Below are 20,838 nucleotides of genomic sequence, written 5' to 3' on the forward strand. Positions count from 1 at the left end.
TACATCGAGATGTTCTACAACGCGGTTCGACGGCATGGTTCCGCTGGCGACGTCTCACCGGTAGAGTTTGAACGGCGCTACGCGCAGAGCGGCCAGTGAGTGTCTATGAAACTCTGGTCGGTCCAGGCCGCTGAAACAGAGCCAAGCAACCCCGCGCGCTCAAGGACAGTCATTGCGCGCTCAAATGCAGGCATTGGTGCCGGAGTGATGATGAAGATATTGGCCTCGCCGGAACCTACGTCGTGACCATCAACTTGCGCGATGTCCGCAAGCACCACAATCAGGTGATCCTCGAGATTGACTATTAAGTCGTAGTCTCCGAGAGAGTCGCCTTTGAACTGTAGGACGAGCTGATAGTCCATGTGAGCGGCCTAACGCCTGAGTTAAGCCGAACCGCGAAGCGGTTTCGGCTTGAACGAATTGTTAGATGGGAGCACGGAGCGGCAATGAACACAAACTGCGGCTTACACGCCGCCAGCACGCGGAGGTGCGTGCTGCAATGCCTTGCTAGGCTGCCTGCAGTGCACAAAACCTGCAATGCCGCCTATCAGCAACGGCACCACATGTCCGGGCTTAGGGTATCCGGCATATATGAAATCAAGAGCAAATGCAGGTATAAGCGAGAAGCAAAGAACTATTAGGAACGCTCCTGACTGGATAGCGCCTCTGAGGAACAAGGCGAGACCAAACGCGGCTATGCCTAGGACTGCTTGAGACGCGCCTGTTCCCAAATTCCACGGCGGTGTTACAAAGAGCGTGCCCACTAGAGTTCCGGTAACGCCGGCTATAAACCAAAGCAGAAAGAACATGAGGCCGTGGACGCGTCGCTCTAAGAAGAACCCTAGCAGGGCGAGTGACAGCACGTTGAACAGCATGTGCAATTGCTTGACGTGTATTAGCTGCGAGGCGAGTAACCGCCACAACTCAAGGTTCTCTAAGTGCGCGAATGTAACACCACCGTAGGGCTCTAACTGAGTGATTCTTACACTTCCCATCAGATTGCCACTCACGGCAAGCGCGACGCCCATGGAATAGATGAGGGTCGTCAGACAGATGATGATGGTGATGTATGGGATTTGAGTGCTTTTCATGGATTCCGGAGGGCTCCAAGCCGCTCGCAGTACGGCGCCTCGGACATCTAACGCCAGAGTTAAGCCGAGACGCGTAGTGGAGCGAACCACCTGGCAAGCTTTACCTGCCATGTGGTTTGCGTAACGAAGTGGCTTCGGCTTGAACGATTTGTTAGCGCCCAGCCGTCAGAACATTGATGCTTGACGCTCTTTGTCTGAATGGGGCTGCTCAATGGAGTCAGGAAGGAGTATTTGCATGAATCGCGCCGAAGATCTGGCGCATTGATCCAGAAGTTCTAGCCGATCAAGCGCGACAAAGGTTGCGCATGATCGAGCTTGACAGTTGATAGACTTGGCTGGATTGAACTCAATATCAGTAAATCCGGCGTAACTATGTAGGCGCTGGAGAAACTCTCTATGCGGATAAAGCGACCTTATGTAGAGCCAGTCGTAGAAAGCTGTCTTTGGTGTGAGCGGGAAATCCTGCCCTTCGAACCGAAACCCAATCAGATCTCCTGAGCTTGACAGCCTTTCGTCACGCTTTGCGCTGCGGCTATCTACACCAAAGAGATCGGTGTAGGGGCCGCCATTCTCAAAAACTTTGCTTCCCTGAAAAGCGCACTCAAGCGTTATAACCCCCCCTTCGTCAAGCTCTACCTGGAGATTGAACGCACTAAGTCTTTGTCCCAATTTATCCTCAGATTTTGAAGACACTTCAAGAAGAGGTTCGAGTCCGCGCTTCGCTGCAGCTGTGTGTAGCTCCACGACGTTCTTCTTCTTCTGGGTAGGTGCCATTCCCTTATGCCAAAGAAATGAAATGCTGGTCTCCTCCACCAGTCGTCCGGGTCTGCGCGATGGGGTAAATACTGGGCGCTCTGCCACGTCAAATGCCTGAAATAAGTGATAGAGGGATCTTACAGGGCACGAGCAACTCGTACTTGCAAGCAGCCTTCTTGCGCTCAAACAGCGGCGGGTCAAGCCATCGGTTGTGTGCAGGCGCAATGATCTCAAAATCCATCTGCGCTACCGCGTCCGCGAGGCCGAGCATTGGAACTCCTGCTTTGTTCCCAACGTCAGGGCAGAAAAGAATGCCAGGCGTATGAATGATGCTTGGGTCAATACGCAGGAATCGAGATTCAACTATCCGACCGTCACGTTTTGCTACGAACTCCATTGGGTGCTCTGGAAGAAAGCATAAATGGACGAATTGATCCTGTCCTTTTATTGCATCCGCGTCGTGACTCCAATCGTTCCCGCCCGGCGCCGCCACCTTGCCCTTTACGTTAGACCACGGGAGTAACCCGCCATGTGCTTGAATTGACGCTAAATTGCGAGTGTCGGTGAAGTGGTAGAAGCAGGTAATGCCAAACTTACGCAAGAACTCGGCAGGCGTAATGCCTACTGATTCCAAGGATGAAGTGCCAACAGCCATGCGGTTGGCCTTCATCGATTCTATGGCGCGCCTGAACTTCTCAGAAGCTTCCGCTTGTGGGTCTATCGGCTTGCGGGCCGGAGGGATTGCTCGCTGGCCAACAACTCGCGCGGCTGTATCTGCGTTAGGGCGAGGTGCCCGGCCCGTAGATTTGGGCTGAGTTGATTGGCGCGCGTTAACGGGTGGAGGATGATTCGTCGGTGGTGTCTTTTGGTCTTCGAAGACGCTCCAGAGAATCAGCCCAGCTGGTATAAACAGAAGCGGAAATGCAAAACCTAACAGGCCCAAGACGATGCCAATAAGTACACGCACGCCTGTTGGTAGAACTTTTGGTTGACTCACAAGCCTCCCCCTTTGGCTTCATGGGCGCTAACGCCAGAGTTAAGCCGAGACGCGTAGTGGAGCGAACCACATGGCAAGCTTTTTCTGCCATGTGGTTTGCAGAACGAAGCGGCTTCGGCTTGAACGACTTGTTAGGCCGCTGTTGCCCAGCAACCGTGCCGAACACGCTGCAGCCCACCCCCTGAGCCGAAACACTACCGCAACCTGCCGCTGCTGGCCGAAAGCCGTGGTCGAAGATAAGTCTTCTCGCCTGGATCTTGCCCTATCTCACGGGCTTTGCTGCTCACCAAACTCGTTGCTCTTGGCGGATGCATTCACCCGCGCTACCAAAACACTACCCAACAAATAATTGCGACAATGGCGAGAGCGACGGCTCCAAGCCAGCGGGGATGAACCAGTACAGTCGTCCCAAAAGAATCGGGAACGATGCCGACCTCAAGATCAGAAATGATCTTAGAGATCATTTCCTCCTGGTACTTTCGGTACTCTGGATCCTTAATCCGAATATCTGCATCGTGCAGATAGTGCATAACTTGGTGAGGGAGAGGTACATCTGTCGTCTCCGAAAACTTGCGCGCAGAAGCGTCCCACTTCGCGAGGCCAGTTTTTTCAGACGGCGATGTTCTTTGCAGTTCGCGAAGCTGTGCAGCAACTTTCTGCAGTTCTCGAAGATCGTCCATTAGCGGCCTGACGCCAAGTAAGCCTCAAAAATGAGGCGGTAAAGCCCGCTGGCCGGATTACAGCGCAGAAATGCACCGGTAATGCATACCGCCCCGAAAACGCCGGTATGCACAGCAATCACACCGATGCCCGTCCCCTGCAGCCCCGGTCCGGCGACCCGCTACCGTCGAATATCCAACAACTCCACCTCGAACACCAGCGAGGCCCCCGGCGGGATCGCCCCGCCCGCACCCTTGATGCCATATCCCAGATCCGCCGGAATCAGCAGCTCCCGCTTTCCGCCGACCCGCATCCCGGCCACGCCCTCATCCCACCCGCGGATCACCCGGCCAGCGCCCAGCATGAAGACGAACGGCTGCCCGCGATCAACGGAGCTGTCGAACTTCTCCCCGCGCCTGTTGGCGGCCGCCTGGTCGTACAGCCAGCCGGTGTAGTGCACGCTGACTTCGTCGCCGGCCTTGGCAACGGCGCCGCTGCCTTCGATCACATCAATGCGCTGGAACTCGCCAACGTCGCCCCCGGTATACGGCGGCGGGGTCTTGCCGCAGGCGGCGATCAGGATCAGGCAGGACAGGACCGCGGCGGCGCGGCTGGGGCGGATCGACATGCGGGCGGCTCCGGGTTCAGCGCTTGAGCGCGGCGGGCGGCACGTCGAGTTCGATCGACAGCGCCAGGTGGTCCGAGAACGCCGCGGGGAAGGCCTGCATGTCGCGGCAGCCCAGGCCGTCGCTCACCAGGATGTGGTCGATCGCCTTCTGGGGCTTCCAGCTCGGGAAGGTGTGCACCATGCACGCCGGCGGTTGCAGGCGGGTCTGGCGGAACAGCGCGCCCATTTCCGGCTGGTCGACGGTGCAGTTGAAGTCGCCCATCAGCACGGCGTGCGGGGTGTCGGCCAGCAGCTCGGCGATGAAGGACAGCTGCGAGGCCCGCGACTGCGCGCCCAGCGAGAGGTGGGCCACGGCGATGGTCAGGCCGTCGTCGCCTTCGCCGAAGCGCGCCACCAGCACGCCGCGGCCGGTGATGCGGCCGGGCAGGGAGTGCACGGCGATGTCGAGCGGTTCGAACTTGCTCAGCAGGCCGTTGGCGCTGGAGGCGAACTGGCCCACGCGCCGGTTGGGCTGGTGGGTCCAGTAGTCGAAGCCGCCGCGCTCGGCCAGGTAGTGGGTCTGGTTGGTGAAGCCGGAGCGCCAGCTGCCGGGGTCGGCTTCCTGCAGGCCCACGATGTCGTGGCGGCCGGCCAGCTTGGCGATGGTGTCGAGCATGCCGCGCTTGTTGCCCATGGGCAGCACGTGCGACCAACTGCGGGTGGCGTAGTCGCTGTAGCGGCGGGTGCTGGAGCCCGCCTGGATGTTGGCGCTGAGCAGCTTCAGCCGCTGCGATCCGGCAGCGGCTCCCGGCTCGGCCCCGGCGTCCGACGCGGGGTCGGGCACCGGTGGGACCTGCTTGTCGATATCAGTCCGAGCCACCGGCCTGGGCCGCCGCGCGCTCGCGAGCGACCAGCTGGTCGGTGATGCGCAGGACGTCTTCGAGGCTGCGGCCGCGCACGCGGTACTTGCCGTTCACCACCACGGTGGGCGTGGAGTCGATGCCGCTGCGGACGATGAACTGCTTGGTGCGGGCGATCTTGGCCTTCACCGCGAAGCTGTCGACGGTGCCCTTCAGCTGGCCGGCGTCGACGCCCTGCTTGGCCATCCACGCGATGATGTCGTCGATGCTGGCGTTCGGGCGCAGGCTGCGCTCGATGTGCATGGCGTTGAACAGCTGCGCGTGCAGGCGGTCCAGCACGCCGATGGCCTCGGCGGCGAAGAACGCCTTCGGGAAGTTGTCCTGCTCGTAGAACACGGCCGGCAGGTAGGTGAAGCGGACGTCGCCAGGCAGGCGCTTCTTCCATGCGCCCACCAGCGGGTCGAACGCGGCGCAGTGGGCGCAGGAGTAGGCGAAGACTTCGACCACTTCCACCTTGCCCTCCAGCGGTGCGAACGGTTGGCCGCCGGGGATCTCGATGTAGTCGGTGCCGGGCACCAGGGCAGGGCCCTGGGTGGCGGCCTGCGCTGCTGCGGCCACGGCGGCGTCGGCCGCGGGGTCGGCGGCGGGTGCGGCCGGGGCGCCTTCCGCGGCCTGGCCGGCATCGGTGGCGGCAGCTGCTTCGCCGGCGGCGGTCGGGTCCATCGCGGGCTCGTCGGTGATCGCGGACTCGCCGGCAACGGGCGCGGGAGCGGCGGCCGGAGCGGTTGCCGTCGCGGGTGCGTCGGCGGGCGCGGGCGTCTCTCCGCCGCCGCAGGCGACGAGCAGCACGCTCAGGAGCAGGGGGGCGAACAGCAGGCGCTTGTTGGTCATGGTGTGGGCTCGTCTGGTGCGGAAACGCTGGGATCGGATGTGGCCGCGCGCTCGCGCGCGACCAGCAGGTCGGTGATGCGGAGCATGTCGCCGAAGTTGCGGCCAAGTACGCGGTAGCGACCGTTGACGATCATCGAGGGCGTGCCCTGGATGCCGGTGGCGATGATGAAGTCGCGCGAGGATGCCATGCCTGCATCGGCTTCGGGCGAGCGCATCGCGGCGATGGCCGCGGTGCGGTCGAGGCCGAGTTCACCGAACAGCGTGGCGAATTCGTCCACCGATGCGCCGCGCTGCGGCAGTGCCTGTTCGACGTGGATGGCGCGGAAGATGGCTTCATGCGTCCCTGCGGGCGCGTCCAGCGAGTCCATGCCGAAGTATGCGCGGGCGTAGGGGTCGCCGGGCGTGAACGCGGCGGGCAGGTAGCGGAAGGCGACGTCGTCGGCAAGCGTGCGCTGCCAGCGGGTCACATGCGGCTGGAAGTCGTTGCAGACGTGGCACCAATAGGCGAACACCTCGACCACTTCGACCTTGCCGGCCTCGGCCTTGAACGGCTGGCCGTTGCTGATGGCCACGTAGTCGCGGCCCTCCACCAGGCCGTCATCGGCGCGGGCCGTGGATGGAAGCACTGTGCCGACTGCAAGCGCCAGCATGAGCAGGACGGGAATCAGGCGTTGGATCATCGACATGGGTCCTCGAAACGGAAAGCGCCGGCACAGGGGCCTGGCCGGCGCTGGAATTCACCCGTGGCAGGCGCCGCTGGACCGCGACGGCCGGCCGGCGTCACGGCGACTGCTGGTCGTCCGTGGCGGTCGCTTCGCCGGCGTCTTCGCCTTCGGCCGGTGCGCTGGTGTCCGCGCCCGCGTCCTCGGCCGGGACTGCTTCGCCTTCCGCCGCGTCGGCAGGCGCGGCCGCGGCCGCGGCCGGCACGTTCGCGATCGCCGCCAGGGTGGCCGCGTCGGGACGCTTGTGCAGGCCCTGCATGTAGCTGGACAGCGCGCTGATCTCTTCGTCGCTCAGCTCGGCCGCGATCGACGCCATGATGTCGAACATGCCGGTATCGCGCTCGTTGGTGGTGCCGGCGCGGTATTCCTCGAGGCGACGCGCGGTGTACCAGGACTGCTGGCCGCCGACGTGCGGGTAGGCCGGGCCCGGGTTGCCGGCGCCCGACGGGCCGTGGCAGGCCATGCAGGCCGGGATGCCGCGCTCGAAGTCGCCGCGGCGGAACAGCTGCTGGCCGACTTCGTAGAACTTCATGCCCTCGTAGGGGCCTTCCGTGACCACGGTGTCGTCGGCGATGCCGGCCGAGGACCCCTGGGTGGCGTAATGGGCGCCGACATCGCGCATGTCCTGCGCCGAAAGCATCGAGGCGAAGGGCTGCATGATCGCGCTGGTGCGCTCGCCGCTCTTGAACAGCGCCAGCTGGCGGGCCATGTAACGCTCGCTCTGGCCGCCGATGTTGGGGTAGATCTCGCCGATGGTGGCCTTGCCGTCCAGGCCATGGCACGCGGCGCAGGTGCCGGCGAGCGTGGCGCCGTTCTGGGCGTTGCCCGGCGTGGTCTGGGCCAGCTCGGCCAGGGCGTTCACGGCCTCCAGCGGCAGGGTCTCCACCGGCTCGGCCTCCTCCAGCGGGGCGACCGTGGTCTGGGCGAAGGCGACGGCGCCGACCGCGAGGGCGGCGACTCCGGCAAGGAGGTAGCTGCGGGCGTGACGCATCTGGCTGGACTCCGGGGATCAGGATTGCGGGCAGCGGAAGCCCGCGGTCGCAAGGCCGGTCATTATCCAGTCGCCGGAGCAGGGTGGTCAAACCCGCCCTGGTCGCCCGGTCGTGCGATCCTGTGTCCCATGGCCAATCCCCTTGCTCGCGCCGAATACATGATGTCGGCGCATACGCCCCGCCAACTGCCTCCCGAGGGCGGTTTCGAAGTCGCGTTCGCCGGTCGCTCCAACGCCGGAAAATCCAGTGCACTCAATGCCCTGTGCCAGCAGAATGCGCTGGCACGGGTGTCGAAGACGCCCGGGCGCACCCAGCAGCTGGTGTTCTTCAACCTGCCCCAGTACGAGGGCAAGTACCTGGTGGACCTGCCCGGCTACGGCTACGCCAAGGTGCCCAAGGACCTGCAGGCCCACTGGCAGGCCTTCCTGGATGTCTACTTCAAGAAGCGCGAGGCCCTGCGCGGCCTGGTGGTGGTGATGGACATCCGCCACCCGCTGAAGGACTACGACCGCAACATGCTGGCCTACGCCGTGGGCCGCGGCCTGCCGGCGCACGCCCTGCTGACCAAGGCCGACAAGCTCTCGCGCAGCGCGGTCGGCAACGCGATGCTGGCAGTGAAGCGCGACCTGGCCAAGGAGTTCGGCGACACCGTGGGCGTGCAGGCGTTCTCCGGCGAGTCCAAACTCGGCGTCGACCAGGCCCGCGGCGTGATCTGCAGCTGGCTGGACATCCCGGCCAACTGAGGCCCCGGCGATTGCGGTGATGGCGGCGACGCTGCAACCCGGTGGTGGCCGCGGATGCGCCGGGCCCAGGGGATATAGTGGCGTCTTATGCGCCGGACCGTCACCGGTCGGGTTGCCAACAAGCGTCTGCGAGCCTGCCACGTGACCGATCCGAACCCAGCCACTCCCGCCGCGCCGATCCGCTCGCGCGATGAACTCGTCGCCTACCTTGCCGCCGGCAACAAGCCGCCCGCGAACTGGCGCATCGGCACCGAGCACGAGAAGTTCGGCTTCCGCCTGGACGACCTGCGCCCGCCGTCCTATGAGGATGATCGCGGCATCGGCGTGCTGCTCGAAGGCCTGACCCGCTACGGCTGGGAGCGCGTGGAGGAGCACGGCAAGGTGGTGGCGCTGCTGAAGGATGGCGCTTCGGTCACGCTGGAGCCCGCCGGCCAGCTGGAGCTGTCGGGGGCGCCGCTGGAAACCATCCACGACACCTGTCGCGAAGTGGGCAGCCACCTGTTCGAGGTCAAGGCGGTGGCCGACGAGCTGCGCCTGGGTTTCCTCGGCATGGGTTTCCAGCCGAAGTGGACGCGCGCGGACATGTCCTGGATGCCCAAGGACCGCTACAAAATCATGCGCGCCTACATGCCCAAGGTCGGCGACCTCGGCCTGGACATGATGACCCGCACCTGCACGGTGCAGGTCAACCTCGACTTCGCCAGCGAAGCCGACATGGTGAAGAAGTTCCGTGTCTCGCTCGCGCTGCAGCCGATCGCGACCGCGCTGTTCGCGGACTCTCCGTTCACCGAGGGCAAGCCCAACGGTTACCTGAGCTACCGCTCGCACATCTGGACCGACACCGATCCCGACCGCACCGGCATGCTCGACTTCGTGTTCGAGGACGGCTTCGGCTTCGAGCGCTATGTCGATTACCTGCTCGACGTGCCGATGTACTTCACCTACCGCGACGGCGTGTACCACGACGCCAGCGGGCAGTCGTTCCGCGACTTCATGGACGGCAGGCTTCCGGTGCTGCCGGGCGCGCTGCCGACCATGCGCGACTGGACCGACCACATGACCACCTCGTTTCCGGAGGTGCGCCTGAAGCAGTTCCTGGAGATGCGCGGTGCCGACTCCGGCCCGTGGAACCGGATCTGCGCGCTGCCGGCGTTCTGGGTCGGGCTGCTGTACGACGATGCGTCGCTGGATGCCGCCTGGGACCTTGTGAAGGACTTCAGCCTGGCCGAGCGCCATGCGCTGCGCGACGGTGTGCCCAGGCACGCGTTCAAGCTGCCGTTCCGAGGCGGCACGGTGCGCGACCTTGCGCTGCGTGCACTGGAGATCTCCGCCGCCGGGCTTGCGCGCCGGAACCGCCTGAACGACCAGGGCCAGGACGAACTCCACTTCATCGACCCGCTGATCGAGTTCGCCCAGGCCAACGAGACCCCGGCCGAGCGCAAGCTGGCGCTGTACCACGGTGAGTGGGGTGGCGATATCGATCGCGTTTTCCGCGAGTTCGCGTACTGAGCGAGAGCAAGAAGGCATTTGCCACGGATCTACGCGGATTTACACGGATAGAGCAAAAGCGTTGTAAATCCGCGTAGATCCGTGGCAAAAAATGCTCTCGCCATACCCCCGGTGTAGCCTTCAGGCATGAATATTCCTGTCGATAGTCCTGGCGCGCCGCTGCGCGAGCAGCTCGATTTCGCCGATACCGACGCGCTGCTGCGCGATGACGTGCGCCGCCTGGGCGCGATGGTGGGCGACATGCTCGCCGAGCAGGTCTCGCCCGCGCTGCTGGACCAGGTGGAGTCGGTGCGGCGGGCGGCGATCGCGCGGCGCGAGGGCGGGGAGCCGGTGGATGCGCTGGCCGCGGAGCTTGCGCGCGTGTCGCCGCAGAACGCGGATGCGCTGGTGCGCGCGTTCTCGGCCTGGTTCGGCGCGATCAACCTCGCCGAACGCGTGCATCGCATCCGTCGCCGGCGCGACCACCAGCGCAGCGACGAGGGCCCGCAGCCCGGCGGGTTGGAAGCGGTGCTCGCATCGCTGCATGCCGACGGCGTCGGGCTCGATGAAGTGCAGGCGCTGCTGCCGCGGATGTGGGTCGAGCCGGTGTTCACCGCGCACCCCACCGAGGCCGTGCGCCGCGCGCTGCTGGCCAAGGAGCGCGTGATCGTCGAGCGGCTGGTGGCCGACATCGACCGCGCACGCACGCCCGAGGAGCGCCTGAGCGACGAGTCGCGCATCCGCCAGGCGCTGGCCACCACCTGGCAGACCTCCGAAGCACCGATGCTGAAGCCGACGGTGACCGACGAGGTCGACCACATCGGCCACTACCTGGGCGTGCTGTTCCGTGTGTTGCCGGCGTTCTACGAAGTGTTCGCCGACGCCGTCGAGTCAGCCTGGGGCGAGCGCATCGAATTGCCCGACGTGCTGCGCTTCGGCACCTGGGTAGGCGGCGACATGGACGGCAACCCCAATGTCGGCGCCGCGACCATCGAGGCCGCGCTGGCGGCGCAGCGGACGCAGGTGCTGGGCCAGTACCGCGACGAACTGCACGCGCTGGGCCAGGTGCTGACCCAGACGCGCGACCGCGCCGGCGTGGATGCAGGGGTCGAGGCGCGCCTCGCCGCCTACCGCGACCTGATGCCTGGCGCCGCCGCGAAGCTGCGCGCGCGCCAGGCGGACATGCCCTATCGCCAGCTGATGGAGCTGATGTCGGCGCGGCTGGAAGCGACGGCGGACGAAGACGGGGCCGCGATCGCGCACGCCTACGCGGGCGCGCCGGAGTTCCTCGCCGACATCGACTTGATCGACGCCAGCCTCGCCAACCACCGCGGCGAGCACGCCGGCCGCTTCGCTCTGCAGCGGCTGCGGCGCCGGGTGACGAGCTTCGGCTTCCATCTGGCGGCGCTGGACCTGCGCCAGGATTCGGCGGCGCACGATGCCGCGCTGGGTGCGCTCGAACGCGTCGCGGACTGGGCAGGGCAGTCGCTGGACAGCCGGCTGGCGCGCTTGCATGCCCTCATGGAATCGCCGCGGCCGGCCGCGCCCGGTGCAGAGGCCGCGGCGTCGGCGCTGGACGTGTTCCGCACGGTGACGTCGGCGCGCGCGCGTTACGGCGACAACGCCTTCGGCCCGTACATCGTCAGCATGAGCCGCACCGCCGCCGACGCGCTGGCGGTGCTGGCGCTGGCGCGCATCGCGGGCTGCGTCGAGTACGGCGATGGCCGCGAAGCGGGCGAGGTCCCGCTCGACGTCGCCCCGCTGTTTGAAACCGTCGACGACCTCGAAGCCGCGGCCGACGTGATGCGCGCGCTGTTCGACGATCCCGTCTACCGCCGCCACGTGCGCGCACGCGGCGACCGCCAGGTCGTGATGCTGGGCTACTCCGACAGCGCCAAGGACAGCGGGCTCATGGCCTCGCGCTGGGCGCTGCAGCGCGCCCAGGTGGACCTGATGCGCCTGGCGCGCGAGGCCGGCGTGCGCCTGGTGTTCTTCCACGGGCGTGGCGGATCGGTCAGCCGCGGCGGCGGCAAGACCGGCCGCGCGATCATCGCCGCGCCGCGCGGCACCGTCGGCGGCCGCCTGCGCGTGACCGAGCAGGGCGAGGTGATCCACCGCAAGTACGGCATCCGCGCGCTGGCCCTGCGCAACCTCGAGCAGATGGCCGGCGCCGTGCTGCGCGCGAGCCTGCGCCCGCGCCCGGCGGACCCGCGCGTGCGTGGTTGGCGCGCCATCGCCGACGTGCTGGCCGCCGATTCGCGCGCCTGCTACCGCGCGCTGGTGCACGAGGATCCCGGCTTCGACGCCTACTTCCGCGCCGCCACGCCGGTCGATGTGATCGAGCGCCTGCAGATCGGCTCGCGCCCCTCGCGCCGCCGCGACGGCGGCATCGCCAACCTGCGCGCGATCCCGTGGGTGTTCTCGTGGTCGCAGAACCGCTCCGGGCTGACCGGCTGGTACGGCGTCGGCCATGCGCTGGAGCGCGGCATCGCGCTGCATGGCGTGGAGGCGATGGCCGAAATGGCGCGCGACTGGCCCTTCTTCGCCGCCATGCTCGATGACGTCGAGATGCTGCTGGCCAAGTCGGACATCGACATCTTCGAGCGCTACTCGCGCCTGGCCGGCGATGCGCACGCGGCGTTCTTCCCCGGTATCGCCGCGGAGTTCGCCCGCACCCGCGCCGCGATCCTCGCGATCAAGGGCCAGGCCGATCTGCTGGACGACGACTACCGCCTGCGCCTGTCGATACGCCTGCGCAATCCCTACGTCGACCCCATCAGCCTGCTGCAGGTGGAGCTGCTGCGCCGCTGGCGCGAAGGCGGCCGCGAGGAGGGCGAGCTGCAGCGCGCGCTGTTCGCGACCGTCAACGGCATCGCGGCGGGCATCCAGAACACGGGCTGAGGCGTCCGGCCGCCGGCCGGCGCTAGACTCGCGGGACCCCTCCAAGGACACCGACATGTCATCCAATGAAGAGCTGGTCTTCCACACCAATCCAATGTCGCGCGGCCGCATCGTGCGCTGGATGCTCGAGGAGCTGGGCATCGAGTACCGCACCGTGGTGCAGGAGTACGGCAAGAGCATGAAGTCGCCGGACTACCTGGCGATCAACCCGATGGGCAAGGTGCCGGCGCTCGAGCATCGCGGCGTCGTGGTGACCGAGGCCGCGGCGATCTGCACCTACCTGGCCGACGCCTTCCCCGAAGCCGGGCTCGCGCCCGCGCTGGACGACCCGCTGCGCGGTCCCTACCTGCGCTGGATGTTCTTCGCGGCAGGGCCAGTGGAAGCCGCGGTGTCGGCGAATGCGCTGGGCCAGCTGCCGCCGCCGGAGAAGGCCGTTTTCGTCGGCTACGGCAGCTTCGAGCAGGCCATGGATGCGCTGGAGCTGGCCGCCACGTCGGCCTCGCCCTGGCTGCTTGGCGAGCGCTTCAGCGCGGCCGATGTCTATGTCGGCAGCCAGGTCGACTTCGGCCTCGCCTTCAAGTCGATTCCCGAGCGCCCCGCGTTCACCGCCTGGGCCGAGCGCCTGCGCGGACGCGACGCCTACCAGCGGGCGCGCGCCAAGGACGATGCGCTGATGCCCGCGAAGGCCTGATCGCCGCGATGGGCGCGGACGAGACATCGGGACAGGTGGCCAGCGGGGCGGTGGTGGCCGCGCTCGACGCCTCGCTGCTCACCCGCGATGTCTGCCGCTATGGCGCATGGGCGGCCCATCGCCTGGCCGCGCCGCTGGCCTGCCTGCACGTGGTCGAGGCGCGCCGCGCGCGTGGCCACGGTGGATCGGTGGCCGACGTCGAACTCGACGTCGGCACCGCCCTGCTCGACGAGTCCGGGCTGCTGGAGGCCAGCGCGGCGCTGGCGGGAGACGCGCGCGGGCGCCTGCTCCTGCAGCAGGCGGGGGCGCTGGCACGACAGTCCGGCGACGTGCCGGTGCGCGCGCTCATCGGCCACGGCCAGCTGGTGGACGTGCTCGGCAGCGTGACCGGCGACGCGTCGCTGGTGGTGATGGGCCGCCGCGGCGAGCAGTCCGAATTCGAGAGGGCGCGCCTGGGCAGCCAGGTCCAGCGCGTGGTGCGCGGCGTGGGACGCCCCCTGCTGGTGGCGCTGCGCGGCTTCCGCGAGGTGCGGACGGTGCTGGTGGCCTTCGAGGGCAGCGAGTCCGGCCGGCGTCGCCTGGAATGGGTCGCGCGCAGCCCTTTGTTCACCGGCCTCGCCGTCCATCTGGTGCTGGTGGGCGATGACTCCGCGCGGCCCTCGCTGGACTGGGCGCTGCGGACGCTTGCCGACGCCGGCACGACGGCGGTGGGCCGGATCGTGCAGGGCGATCCCCAGGAAATGATCGGCCTGCATGCCGATGCCGTGCGCGCCGACCTGCTGGTGATGGGCGCCTACGGCCGTTCGCGCATCCACCAGCTGCTCATGGGCAGCACCACCTCGATGGTGCTGCAGGAGACCCGGATCCCGGTGCTGCTGCTGCACTGAGTGCGTGCACCGCTGGCGACAACCAGCCGCCGCGCGGGGTCGATATAGACCAGCTTCTCGAAGATGCCGGCCGCTGAATAGCTACCCGCCGCCTTTCGGGTCAGGCACAGCGCGGTTGCCCGACAGCCCGTGACAGGACTGTGCCAGCAGCGCGCCGAAGCCGGTGCCGGTGCAGAAGTCGCTGAAGCGCAGATCGTCGAAGCGCACCTGGTGCACGACCCTGCCGTCCACCGGCAGGTTGAAGCGCGCATCCAGCGCCGCCATCACGTCGCTGCGGATCAGCAGCGGGTGGTTGCCTTCGGCCAGGCGCGCGACCGGCGCGGTGGGGCGCGGCAGCGGCGGCGCCTGCCGCACGATGCGGATGAACGGCGCGGCCTCCACCATGGCCGCGTGCGCCGCGCTCCGCCTCGGCTCGGGAATGGTCGCCAGCGGCGGCAGATCGAGGGCGAAGCTGGCCAGCGGGATCCTGCCCACCACGTTCACCGCCTGCCAGTCGTGCAGGACCCCGGCGGGCGTGTGCAGCGCCACCGGCACCGCCTGCAGGTTGTCGGCCCCACGCTCGCGCAGGAAGGCGATGACATCGCGATGGAACAGCGGCGTCAGGGCGCGCAGCAGCAGCAGCGGCGACGCCATCCCGCAGCGGGCCTGGAGCGGCCCATCCGGCAGGCGTTCCAGCGGCAGGCCGGAATGCCAGCCGTCGTGCGGGCCAAGTTCCAGCGTGTGGACGAACTTGGGCAGGAGCAGGTCGTACATGGGTTCAGGCGAGCGCCGCTGTAGCAGCTAATCAGGGGTTCGGAGAAAGGTCGCTTCAAAAGCTTTGCACTGCCGATGCTGTTGCAGCCGGTTCGCCAAGTCGAATGCGTTGCCCATCTCATACCGCTGGAAAACATCCAGCCCGCGATCAAGCAGGATCTTCCAGCCGTGATCCGTCACGATATGCCTGGCATGGATAGTTCCGGTGGCGTCGAATTCCCACGTGAACTGGATTCCAACCCGCACGCATGCGTCCGCGATCTTCTGGAAATTCTCGGCCTGTTGTTCCGCTTTGAAGTCGTCTTCAATAGTGACGAGGTGTACCGCAACCTCATCCTCATCGAGCTTCACTTTTGAAAGGGTCTCCATCAGCTCCATCAGGTTCCGCTGCTGGTGGAACATACGGATGTAGGGGTCAGTGATTGTGATGCTCTTCGCGCCGCGCAGGTAAGGGCCGAAAAGTGAGTCGAATGTCAGGCCGCGCTGGTTCTCCTGCCAGATGACCTGATGCTCCTTGAGTTCGTCAGCAATGCTGACGACGGTTGAAGCCACAGCACCTCCGGGCAATGGCGCCGGAGGTGCCTCTCCCACAGACACGGAGTCGACTGAATCACCGCCTGGAGTCGCGATTCCCTCCGGCGCGTCCACCCTCTTGTGGTAACAGCCCGGATACTCGTCTTCCTCCAGCGTGGTAACCAGGCGTTCTGCCCCATCCTCGCCGGAGTAGGCAAAGCGGACATCGGCGTACGTCGAGTCGATCCGCAGCAACTGATCCTTGACCCGCTTTCGTCCTTCCATGGCGAACTTCAGGACTTCTTCGACTTCTTCGCGAGTTGCCTCACCGTGCGGATAAAGGATCTTCAGCAAGCCGGAAATGGTCTTGTGGATGCCATCCCTGTCTCGTGTCGAAATATCCGACGACAGGGTGAAGTGCGCCTGGTACCGGTCCGAGTAATCATGGTTCCGGAGCGAGCGCAGGATCTCAGCCAGGTAGTCGACGACAAAGCCATAGCCCTCGGAGAACATCTCTCCGCGGATGATGTCCACCTCCCAGCCCGGGATATAGCTGTGGATCCGGTCAAGGAACGCAGAGTCATGAAAGTGCGCGGGCAGCGGATCGAACAGGTCCGAGTGCCGGAGCATGTAGGGCACCGTGTGCTCGGTATTGCCCACGAACACCATCGATGCCTCGGCCCCCAAGGTCTCTACGCCGCGTGAAAACGACTTGTTGGCCATGTAGTTTTTCATGATGTCGACGAGCGCCTTGTCCACGCGCTTCTGCTTGCCCGCAAACTCGTCGAATGCCACCACGTCCCAGTAGCCCACCAACCCGAGCTTGCCGTTCGAGTTGTTGACAAACAGCTTCGGCACCGTCACTTCACCGCCGGAGATCAGGATGCCGTGGGGCGAGAACTCCGAATAGATGTGTGACTTGCCCGTGCCCTTTGGTCCCAGCTCGATCAGGTTGTAGTTGCGCTCGCAGAACGGAATCAAGCGGACGAGCTGACTCAGCTTGTTGCGCCGGCCGAACATCTGCGGATTGAACCCTATGCTCTGGATCAGCAAATCGATCCATTCGTCAGTGCTGAACTGCCGCCTCGCCTCGAGGTAACCGTCGAAGTCAAACTGGGACACCTGGATCGGCTTCAGCGTGGCGAGGATCCACGGCGAGACTGCTTTGTCTTCGGTGAACTCGTACTCCAGGTCCGCGATGCACCACACGCCTCCGACTAGCAGTTTCGGATGTGCCTTGACCGTGCCCGAATCGATCAGCACCTTCTTTACGCCGAGATTGGCGAACTCGGCCTCGTACACGTCGGCCTTGTCGTTGAGCGACACGCTGATCTTGTCGATGACCTTGTGCCGGCCTTTTTCGCGGATGGTCGAACGCACCAGGCCGGCTTCGTTGCGATGCACGTAGTGCCTGGCCAGGATCTCCTTGACCGTCTCGATTCCGGTCTGGATCGTCGCCTCGTCGTTGGTCGCGCAGTACTGGCCAAGCAGGTACTCCAGCACGTAAGAAGGCACGATGGCGTTGCCTTTCACGGCCTTGACCAGATCCTTGCGGACCACGAGCCCGGCAAAGTGCTGGTTGATCTTGTCGTCGAGCTGGCTCATTGCCTGAAATCCTTGAAACCCGGTTTAAAAATCGAATTCGCTCGTGAAGGAGCGACGGATGCTGTAGCGCACCGCCTTGTACTCCTGGTGGTGCGACGTGCCTTCCACCGGTTCCTCGAGTCGTAGAGTGACCTGCTGGTTGTTGGCGGCGTCCGCCTGCCGGCTCAGCAGCAGGCGCAGCGGGAACTCGCGATCGCGCGGGCTTTCAGCGGCAAGGTCGAACAGCAGCTCATGCGAGTCTGAGATCAGTTCGCCCTGCAGGTTGTAGATGCCCACCCGCAGCCGGCGGCTTTGCAGCTTGTCGGTAACCGCCTGCGCCTGATAGAGCGTCACGGCCAGCTGTCCGGTTGTAATGGTCTTGCCACCGCCCGAGATCAGCTCAACTTCCACCCGCGACACATCGCTCTGGCGCTTCTTTTTGACCTTCAACACCGGAATCACGACCTCTTGCAAGGTGGCGCCACCATGCACGAAGCGACTACCTGACCCCTGCAGCCGCAGGCGATTGATCGACTTCGGGATCTGCACCTCGAGCGCACCGCCGAGACCCAGTTGCGCAGGCGTAAAGGTTCTCAGCCCTGGATTCGGATGCAGGCCGCGCCCCAGTACAAAACGGCGGTCCCGATACAGCACCTCCTGACCATCGGCGGCGCCGGTCAGGAAGTCGCTTTCCTCGATCGGGCGGTGCTGATAGATGAAACCGTGATCCGCGGTCACCAACAGGTTGCTGGCATTGTTACCCGTGAGCTTCTTGATCAGTCGCAGCAGTTCCTGCAGCGTCTCTTCTGCGGCAGCGAACACGCGCTCTTCCGTGTCGCGGGTGTCACCCGTCTTGTCGATGAGGTTGTGATAGACGTACACCACTTCGTTGTCGCGGACCAGCGCACGCACGTCTTCGCGGCCCATCTCCATTACGTCCTTGGCCTGCACGGCGGCCGACGCCGGTACCGTGGCGGCGAGGATCTTGGCGCGATTGGGCGTGCCTTGGGCGCTCTGACCATCGACGAGCGCATTGCCGGAGCCATCGTCGGCCAGCGCAATCACTGTGTTGGGCAGCAGTGACGCCATGCCGAGCTGGGTATAGCTGGGCAGCATCGAAAGAGCCGGCTCCAGGCTGGCATCGAGCTTGTCTTCCTGCCGGATCAGGCTCTGGAGTTCTTCGCCAATCTCGTAGCGGAAAGCATCCGAGATCAGCACGCAGACCTTGGTCTTACGGTCTACAAATGGCTTCACCCAGTGGCGGTAGAAGTTGCGCTGCAGCACGATCGGCGGCGCATCCCACAATGGCGCCGCGTCGACCAGCGGCTGCCAGCGGTCGTTGAGCCGCAGCAGGTAATTGGTGCTGTACAGGTTTTCGACCTGGGTGCTGAGCTGCGCCAGCAGCGACGCCTGCCCCGACTCGCGCGCGTGGTAGACATACTTGCGGTACAGCTGATCCAGACGGAACCAGTGCTGCGTGTACTTGTGGATGCCATCGGCCAGCGAATCCATCTGCAACTGCGCAGCGTCCAGACGGAAGAAGAACTCCGCCGCCATCTCCACTGCGCTGTACAAGTCCCTGAAGCGCTCGTACCAATGACTCTGCCGACGCTGGCGTACCCAACTGCCGATATCGCTGGTCGTCAGAGTTCTGGCCGAGACCCCCGCGACCAGATCGCTCAGAATCTTGCGGTCGATCAGCTCGAAGTAGTCCAGCTCCAGCAGCTCGCGAGCGTCCAGCCCATGCAGCCTGTCCTGCAACCCCAAGGTCGTTGCGGACTGCTCGGACAGGGCCTCGAAACTGCCTGCGAAGCGGCGGCTGTCCTTCCAGCGTCGCAGGAACACCAGCGCCTCGGCCGAGAGCTGCGCCGGCTGCCCGATGCCCATGGCGAAACATGACTTGAACAGTTCGATGGCGAAATCGTGCACGCCCGGCGTGGGTGAAGCGTAGCCGTAGCTGCGCTGCATCTGTTGCCACAGGAAGTCGCTCAGCCCGGAGCGGGCGATCAGCTTGATCTTCTCGTCGCGGTGGCCTGCCAGCTCCTCCAGCAGGTGCTCCAGCACCACGTCGAGCCGCGGTTCGCTGATGCCGGCACACACCGCGAGCATCTTCATGCGCAGCTGACCGTGCGTATCGTCTTTCGCCAGCAACTTCTTCAGCGCTTCGCGGCGCTTGGCCGCGTCGAAGAAGCCTGTGTGCTCGCGCAGCAAGTCGGAAAGCGCCACCGGCAGCTCCAGCTCCGCCAGCCACAGGCCAACCTGGTCGGTCCGGAACTCCCCGTGCGCCAGCTGCACGTCGAGCAGCCAGTTGGCCAGCGGATCGGCCGCCTGCGGACCATGGCGATACAGCAAGAACTGCTGTTCGGGCTGCTGCCGCAGGATCCGGTGCTTGACCCCGAACTCGTTGTTGTCCAGCTCGACTTTCTCGACTCCCGGCAACTCCAGCGCGGCAAACTCCGCGCGCAGCTCGCGCTCGCTGTCGTACCAGAACACGATGCGGTACTTGCCGAACAGCTTGGTCAGCGCCTGGGCGATGCGGGTATGGCTCATGGGGCAGCTCCGGCGTCCCGCAACTTCTCTTCCAGAAAGCGCTCCATCTCCTCGGGCTTCGGCAGCTGCAACTGGTACTTGGACACAAACAGCTGGTTGTCCATGCCGGCCAGCGCGTACTCGGCCAGCGAATGGTTCTTGCGGGTGCACAGCAGGATGCCGATCGGCGGGTTGTCACCCTCGGCCATCATGTTTTGGCGGTACCAGCTGACATAGGTGTTGAGCTGGCCGATGTTGTCGTGGCTGAACTCGGCCAGCTTCAGCTCCACCAGCACATGGCATTTGAGAATGCGGTGGTAGAACACCAGATCAATGAAATAGTGCTCGCCGCCGATCAGGATGCGTTTTTGCCGTGCCTCGAAGCAGAAGCCGTGGCCCAGCTCCAGCAGGAATGCCTCGATCTGGGTGATCAACTGGTCCTCCAGGTGCGATTCGCTCATCACCTCCTGCGGCGTGAGCCCCAGGAACTCGAAGACATAGGGATCGCGGATGGCCAGCATCGGCGCCACCTGTTCTGCCACTTGCTGGGCAAGTTGCGAGAGCTTGTGTTTGTTGGTCGAAAGCCCGCTGCGCTCGTAATACAGGCTGGCGATCTGGCGTTTGAGCTCGCGCACCGACCAATGGCCTTGCAGGCATTCCAGCTCGTAAAAAGCGCGCTGTGTGGCGTCTGGCAGGCTCAGCAGCTCCACCAGATGGGTAAATGAGAGTCGGGAGACCAGGGTTTTGCCGTCGACCCTGAATTGTGGAGTCGTCCCCACAATTGCCCGTTCCTCTGCGGCGGACGTCGCTTGGGGCGCCAGCGGCGCGCGATTCAGCAAGGCCAGCAACGGTGGAGTCGCTGCCTCCACAATCTGCGGGTAGGTCAGGTAGAACTGGCGATAGCGGTAAAGCTCACGCCGGTCGCAGCGCGCGATGCCAAGCCGGGGCAGGCTGTCGGCCAGCTTGTCCATCAGCTTGTCGCCGTAGTCCGCGCGGTCCACGCCGCGGCGTTCGTACTCCTCCACATGCAAACCGATCATCCAGTTGCGCAGGGTCAGGCTGGCATTGACCGCGCGGCTGGCCTGCGCAGCCAGCTCGCCATGCACCTGCTGAATGGCGCTGACCAGTTGGGCAAAGTCCAAGGTCGACGGTGAGGTGTCCCGGGCACTCATT

18 protein-coding genes and 1 pseudogene are annotated in these 20,838 nt (G+C 65.1%); 5 read left to right on the plus strand and 14 right to left on the minus strand.

Annotation, left to right across the window (positions count from 1 at the left end; translation table 11 throughout):
• Positions 1-77 precede the first annotated feature (77 nt).
• The 10 genes and pseudogenes from ACW7G5_RS00005 to ACW7G5_RS00050 all read right to left on the minus strand — a co-directional run.
• A complete protein-coding gene (locus ACW7G5_RS00005; RefSeq protein ID WP_457000719.1) occupies positions 78-362 on the minus strand; it encodes a hypothetical protein in 285 nt (94 codons plus the stop codon).
• Between the two features lie 102 nt (positions 363-464).
• Positions 465-1,091 (minus strand): rhomboid family intramembrane serine protease, encoded by a 627-nt coding sequence (locus ACW7G5_RS00010; protein ID WP_457000721.1) that lies wholly within the window; start codon positions 1,089-1,091, stop codon positions 465-467.
• Between the two features lie 165 nt (positions 1,092-1,256).
• Positions 1,257-1,952, minus strand: coding sequence for a DarT1-associated NADAR antitoxin family protein (locus tag ACW7G5_RS00015; RefSeq protein ID WP_457000723.1), 696 nt, complete (start codon positions 1,950-1,952; stop codon positions 1,257-1,259).
• Between the two features lies 1 nt (position 1,953).
• Positions 1,954-2,517 carry a DarT ssDNA thymidine ADP-ribosyltransferase family protein gene (locus ACW7G5_RS00020; protein WP_457000725.1) on the minus strand — a complete coding sequence of 188 codons (564 nt, stop codon included), beginning with the start codon at positions 2,515-2,517 and terminating at the stop codon, positions 1,954-1,956.
• Positions 2,518-3,167: 650 nt separating this feature from the next.
• Positions 3,168-3,524, minus strand: coding sequence for a hypothetical protein (locus ACW7G5_RS00025; RefSeq protein WP_457000727.1), 357 nt, complete (start codon positions 3,522-3,524; stop codon positions 3,168-3,170).
• A 161-nt stretch (positions 3,525-3,685) separates the two neighbouring features.
• Complete coding sequence (locus tag ACW7G5_RS00030; RefSeq protein WP_457000729.1) at positions 3,686-4,132, minus strand: FKBP-type peptidyl-prolyl cis-trans isomerase; 447 nt, start codon at positions 4,130-4,132, stop codon at positions 3,686-3,688.
• Positions 4,133-4,148: 16 nt separating this feature from the next.
• A complete protein-coding gene (locus tag ACW7G5_RS00035) occupies positions 4,149-4,889 on the minus strand; it encodes an endonuclease/exonuclease/phosphatase family protein (protein WP_457002776.1) in 741 nt (246 codons plus the stop codon).
• Positions 4,890-4,977: 88 nt separating this feature from the next.
• Complete coding sequence (locus tag ACW7G5_RS00040; RefSeq protein ID WP_457000731.1) at positions 4,978-5,862, minus strand: thiol:disulfide interchange protein DsbA/DsbL; 885 nt, start codon at positions 5,860-5,862, stop codon at positions 4,978-4,980.
• The gene (locus tag ACW7G5_RS00045) at positions 5,859-6,542 is read right to left on the minus strand and encodes a thiol:disulfide interchange protein DsbA/DsbL (RefSeq protein ID WP_457000733.1); all 684 of its coding nucleotides are present in this window, start codon (positions 6,540-6,542) and stop codon (positions 5,859-5,861) included. Before ACW7G5_RS00045 ends, ACW7G5_RS00040 begins: the two co-directional genes overlap by 4 nt.
• 220 nt (positions 6,543-6,762) lie before the next feature.
• A pseudogene (locus ACW7G5_RS00050) lies at positions 6,763-7,575 on the minus strand (c-type cytochrome); the annotation flags it as partial.
• A 129-nt stretch (positions 7,576-7,704) separates the two neighbouring features.
• On the opposite strand from ACW7G5_RS00050, the gene yihA reads away from it, so the two are divergent.
• The 5 genes from yihA to ACW7G5_RS00075 all read left to right on the plus strand — a co-directional run bounded on the left by yihA (position 7,705) and on the right by ACW7G5_RS00075 (position 14,286).
• Positions 7,705-8,319: a ribosome biogenesis GTP-binding protein YihA/YsxC gene (yihA, locus tag ACW7G5_RS00055; protein WP_457000735.1), complete on the plus strand. Its 615-nt coding sequence runs from the start codon at positions 7,705-7,707 to the stop codon at positions 8,317-8,319.
• 141 nt (positions 8,320-8,460) lie between these two features.
• Positions 8,461-9,828: a glutamate--cysteine ligase gene (locus tag ACW7G5_RS00060; protein WP_457000737.1), complete on the plus strand. Its 1,368-nt coding sequence runs from the start codon at positions 8,461-8,463 to the stop codon at positions 9,826-9,828.
• Positions 9,829-9,954: 126 nt separating this feature from the next.
• Positions 9,955-12,708, plus strand: coding sequence for a phosphoenolpyruvate carboxylase (gene ppc / locus ACW7G5_RS00065; protein ID WP_457000739.1), 2,754 nt, complete (start codon positions 9,955-9,957; stop codon positions 12,706-12,708).
• Positions 12,709-12,763: 55 nt separating this feature from the next.
• Positions 12,764-13,399 carry a glutathione S-transferase family protein gene (locus tag ACW7G5_RS00070; protein ID WP_457000741.1) on the plus strand — a complete coding sequence of 212 codons (636 nt, stop codon included), beginning with the start codon at positions 12,764-12,766 and terminating at the stop codon, positions 13,397-13,399.
• An 8-nt stretch (positions 13,400-13,407) separates the two neighbouring features.
• The gene (locus ACW7G5_RS00075; protein WP_457000743.1) at positions 13,408-14,286 is read left to right on the plus strand and encodes a universal stress protein; all 879 of its coding nucleotides are present in this window, start codon (positions 13,408-13,410) and stop codon (positions 14,284-14,286) included.
• An 81-nt stretch (positions 14,287-14,367) separates the two neighbouring features.
• Here ACW7G5_RS00075 and ACW7G5_RS00080 read toward each other — a convergent pair whose 3' ends face one another.
• From ACW7G5_RS00080 to ACW7G5_RS00095, 4 genes are read right to left on the minus strand one after another with little or no spacing between them, the layout of a single operon-like run.
• A complete protein-coding gene (locus tag ACW7G5_RS00080) occupies positions 14,368-15,039 on the minus strand; it encodes a hypothetical protein (protein ID WP_457000745.1) in 672 nt (223 codons plus the stop codon).
• 27 nt (positions 15,040-15,066) lie between these two features.
• Complete coding sequence (brxL, locus tag ACW7G5_RS00085) at positions 15,067-17,157, minus strand: BREX system Lon protease-like protein BrxL (protein ID WP_457000747.1); 2,091 nt, start codon at positions 17,155-17,157, stop codon at positions 15,067-15,069.
• A gap of 24 nt (positions 17,158-17,181) precedes the next feature.
• Positions 17,182-19,686 carry a BREX-1 system phosphatase PglZ type A gene (gene pglZ, locus ACW7G5_RS00090; RefSeq protein WP_457000749.1) on the minus strand — a complete coding sequence of 835 codons (2,505 nt, stop codon included), beginning with the start codon at positions 19,684-19,686 and terminating at the stop codon, positions 17,182-17,184.
• Positions 19,683-20,837 (minus strand): PDDEXK nuclease domain-containing protein, encoded by a 1,155-nt coding sequence (locus tag ACW7G5_RS00095; RefSeq protein ID WP_457000751.1) that lies wholly within the window; start codon positions 20,835-20,837, stop codon positions 19,683-19,685. The genes pglZ and ACW7G5_RS00095 overlap by 4 nt, the downstream gene beginning before the upstream one ends.
• Position 20,838 lies beyond the last annotated feature (1 nt).

It is taken from the genome of Luteimonas sp. A501 (genome assembly GCF_054052085.1).

Excerpts from the sequence above, each read along its gene's own strand:
- brxL (WP_457000747.1), bottom strand. The coding sequence starts at position 17,157 with ATGAGCCAGCTCGACGACAAGATCAACCAGCACTTTGCCGGGCTCGTG.
- yihA (WP_457000735.1), top strand. The coding sequence starts at position 7,705 with ATGGCCAATCCCCTTGCTCGCGCCGAATACATGATGTCGGCGCATACG.
- ACW7G5_RS00020 (WP_457000725.1), bottom strand. The coding sequence starts at position 2,517 with ATGAAGGCCAACCGCATGGCTGTTGGCACTTCATCCTTGGAATCAGTA.
- ACW7G5_RS00010 (WP_457000721.1), bottom strand. The coding sequence starts at position 1,091 with ATGAAAAGCACTCAAATCCCATACATCACCATCATCATCTGTCTGACG.
- ACW7G5_RS00005 (WP_457000719.1), bottom strand. The coding sequence starts at position 362 with ATGGACTATCAGCTCGTCCTACAGTTCAAAGGCGACTCTCTCGGAGAC.
- ACW7G5_RS00025 (WP_457000727.1), bottom strand. The coding sequence starts at position 3,524 with ATGGACGATCTTCGAGAACTGCAGAAAGTTGCTGCACAGCTTCGCGAA.
- ACW7G5_RS00070 (WP_457000741.1), top strand. The coding sequence starts at position 12,764 with ATGTCATCCAATGAAGAGCTGGTCTTCCACACCAATCCAATGTCGCGC.
- ppc (WP_457000739.1), top strand. The coding sequence starts at position 9,955 with ATGAATATTCCTGTCGATAGTCCTGGCGCGCCGCTGCGCGAGCAGCTC.
- ACW7G5_RS00045 (WP_457000733.1), bottom strand. The coding sequence starts at position 6,542 with ATGATCCAACGCCTGATTCCCGTCCTGCTCATGCTGGCGCTTGCAGTC.
- ACW7G5_RS00030 (WP_457000729.1), bottom strand. The coding sequence starts at position 4,132 with ATGTCGATCCGCCCCAGCCGCGCCGCCGCGGTCCTGTCCTGCCTGATC.
- ACW7G5_RS00040 (WP_457000731.1), bottom strand. The coding sequence starts at position 5,862 with ATGACCAACAAGCGCCTGCTGTTCGCCCCCCTGCTCCTGAGCGTGCTG.
- pglZ (WP_457000749.1), bottom strand. The coding sequence starts at position 19,686 with ATGAGCCATACCCGCATCGCCCAGGCGCTGACCAAGCTGTTCGGCAAG.
- ACW7G5_RS00080 (WP_457000745.1), bottom strand. The coding sequence starts at position 15,039 with ATGTACGACCTGCTCCTGCCCAAGTTCGTCCACACGCTGGAACTTGGC.
- ACW7G5_RS00075 (WP_457000743.1), top strand. The coding sequence starts at position 13,408 with ATGGGCGCGGACGAGACATCGGGACAGGTGGCCAGCGGGGCGGTGGTG.
- ACW7G5_RS00095 (WP_457000751.1), bottom strand. The coding sequence starts at position 20,837 with ATGAGTGCCCGGGACACCTCACCGTCGACCTTGGACTTTGCCCAACTG.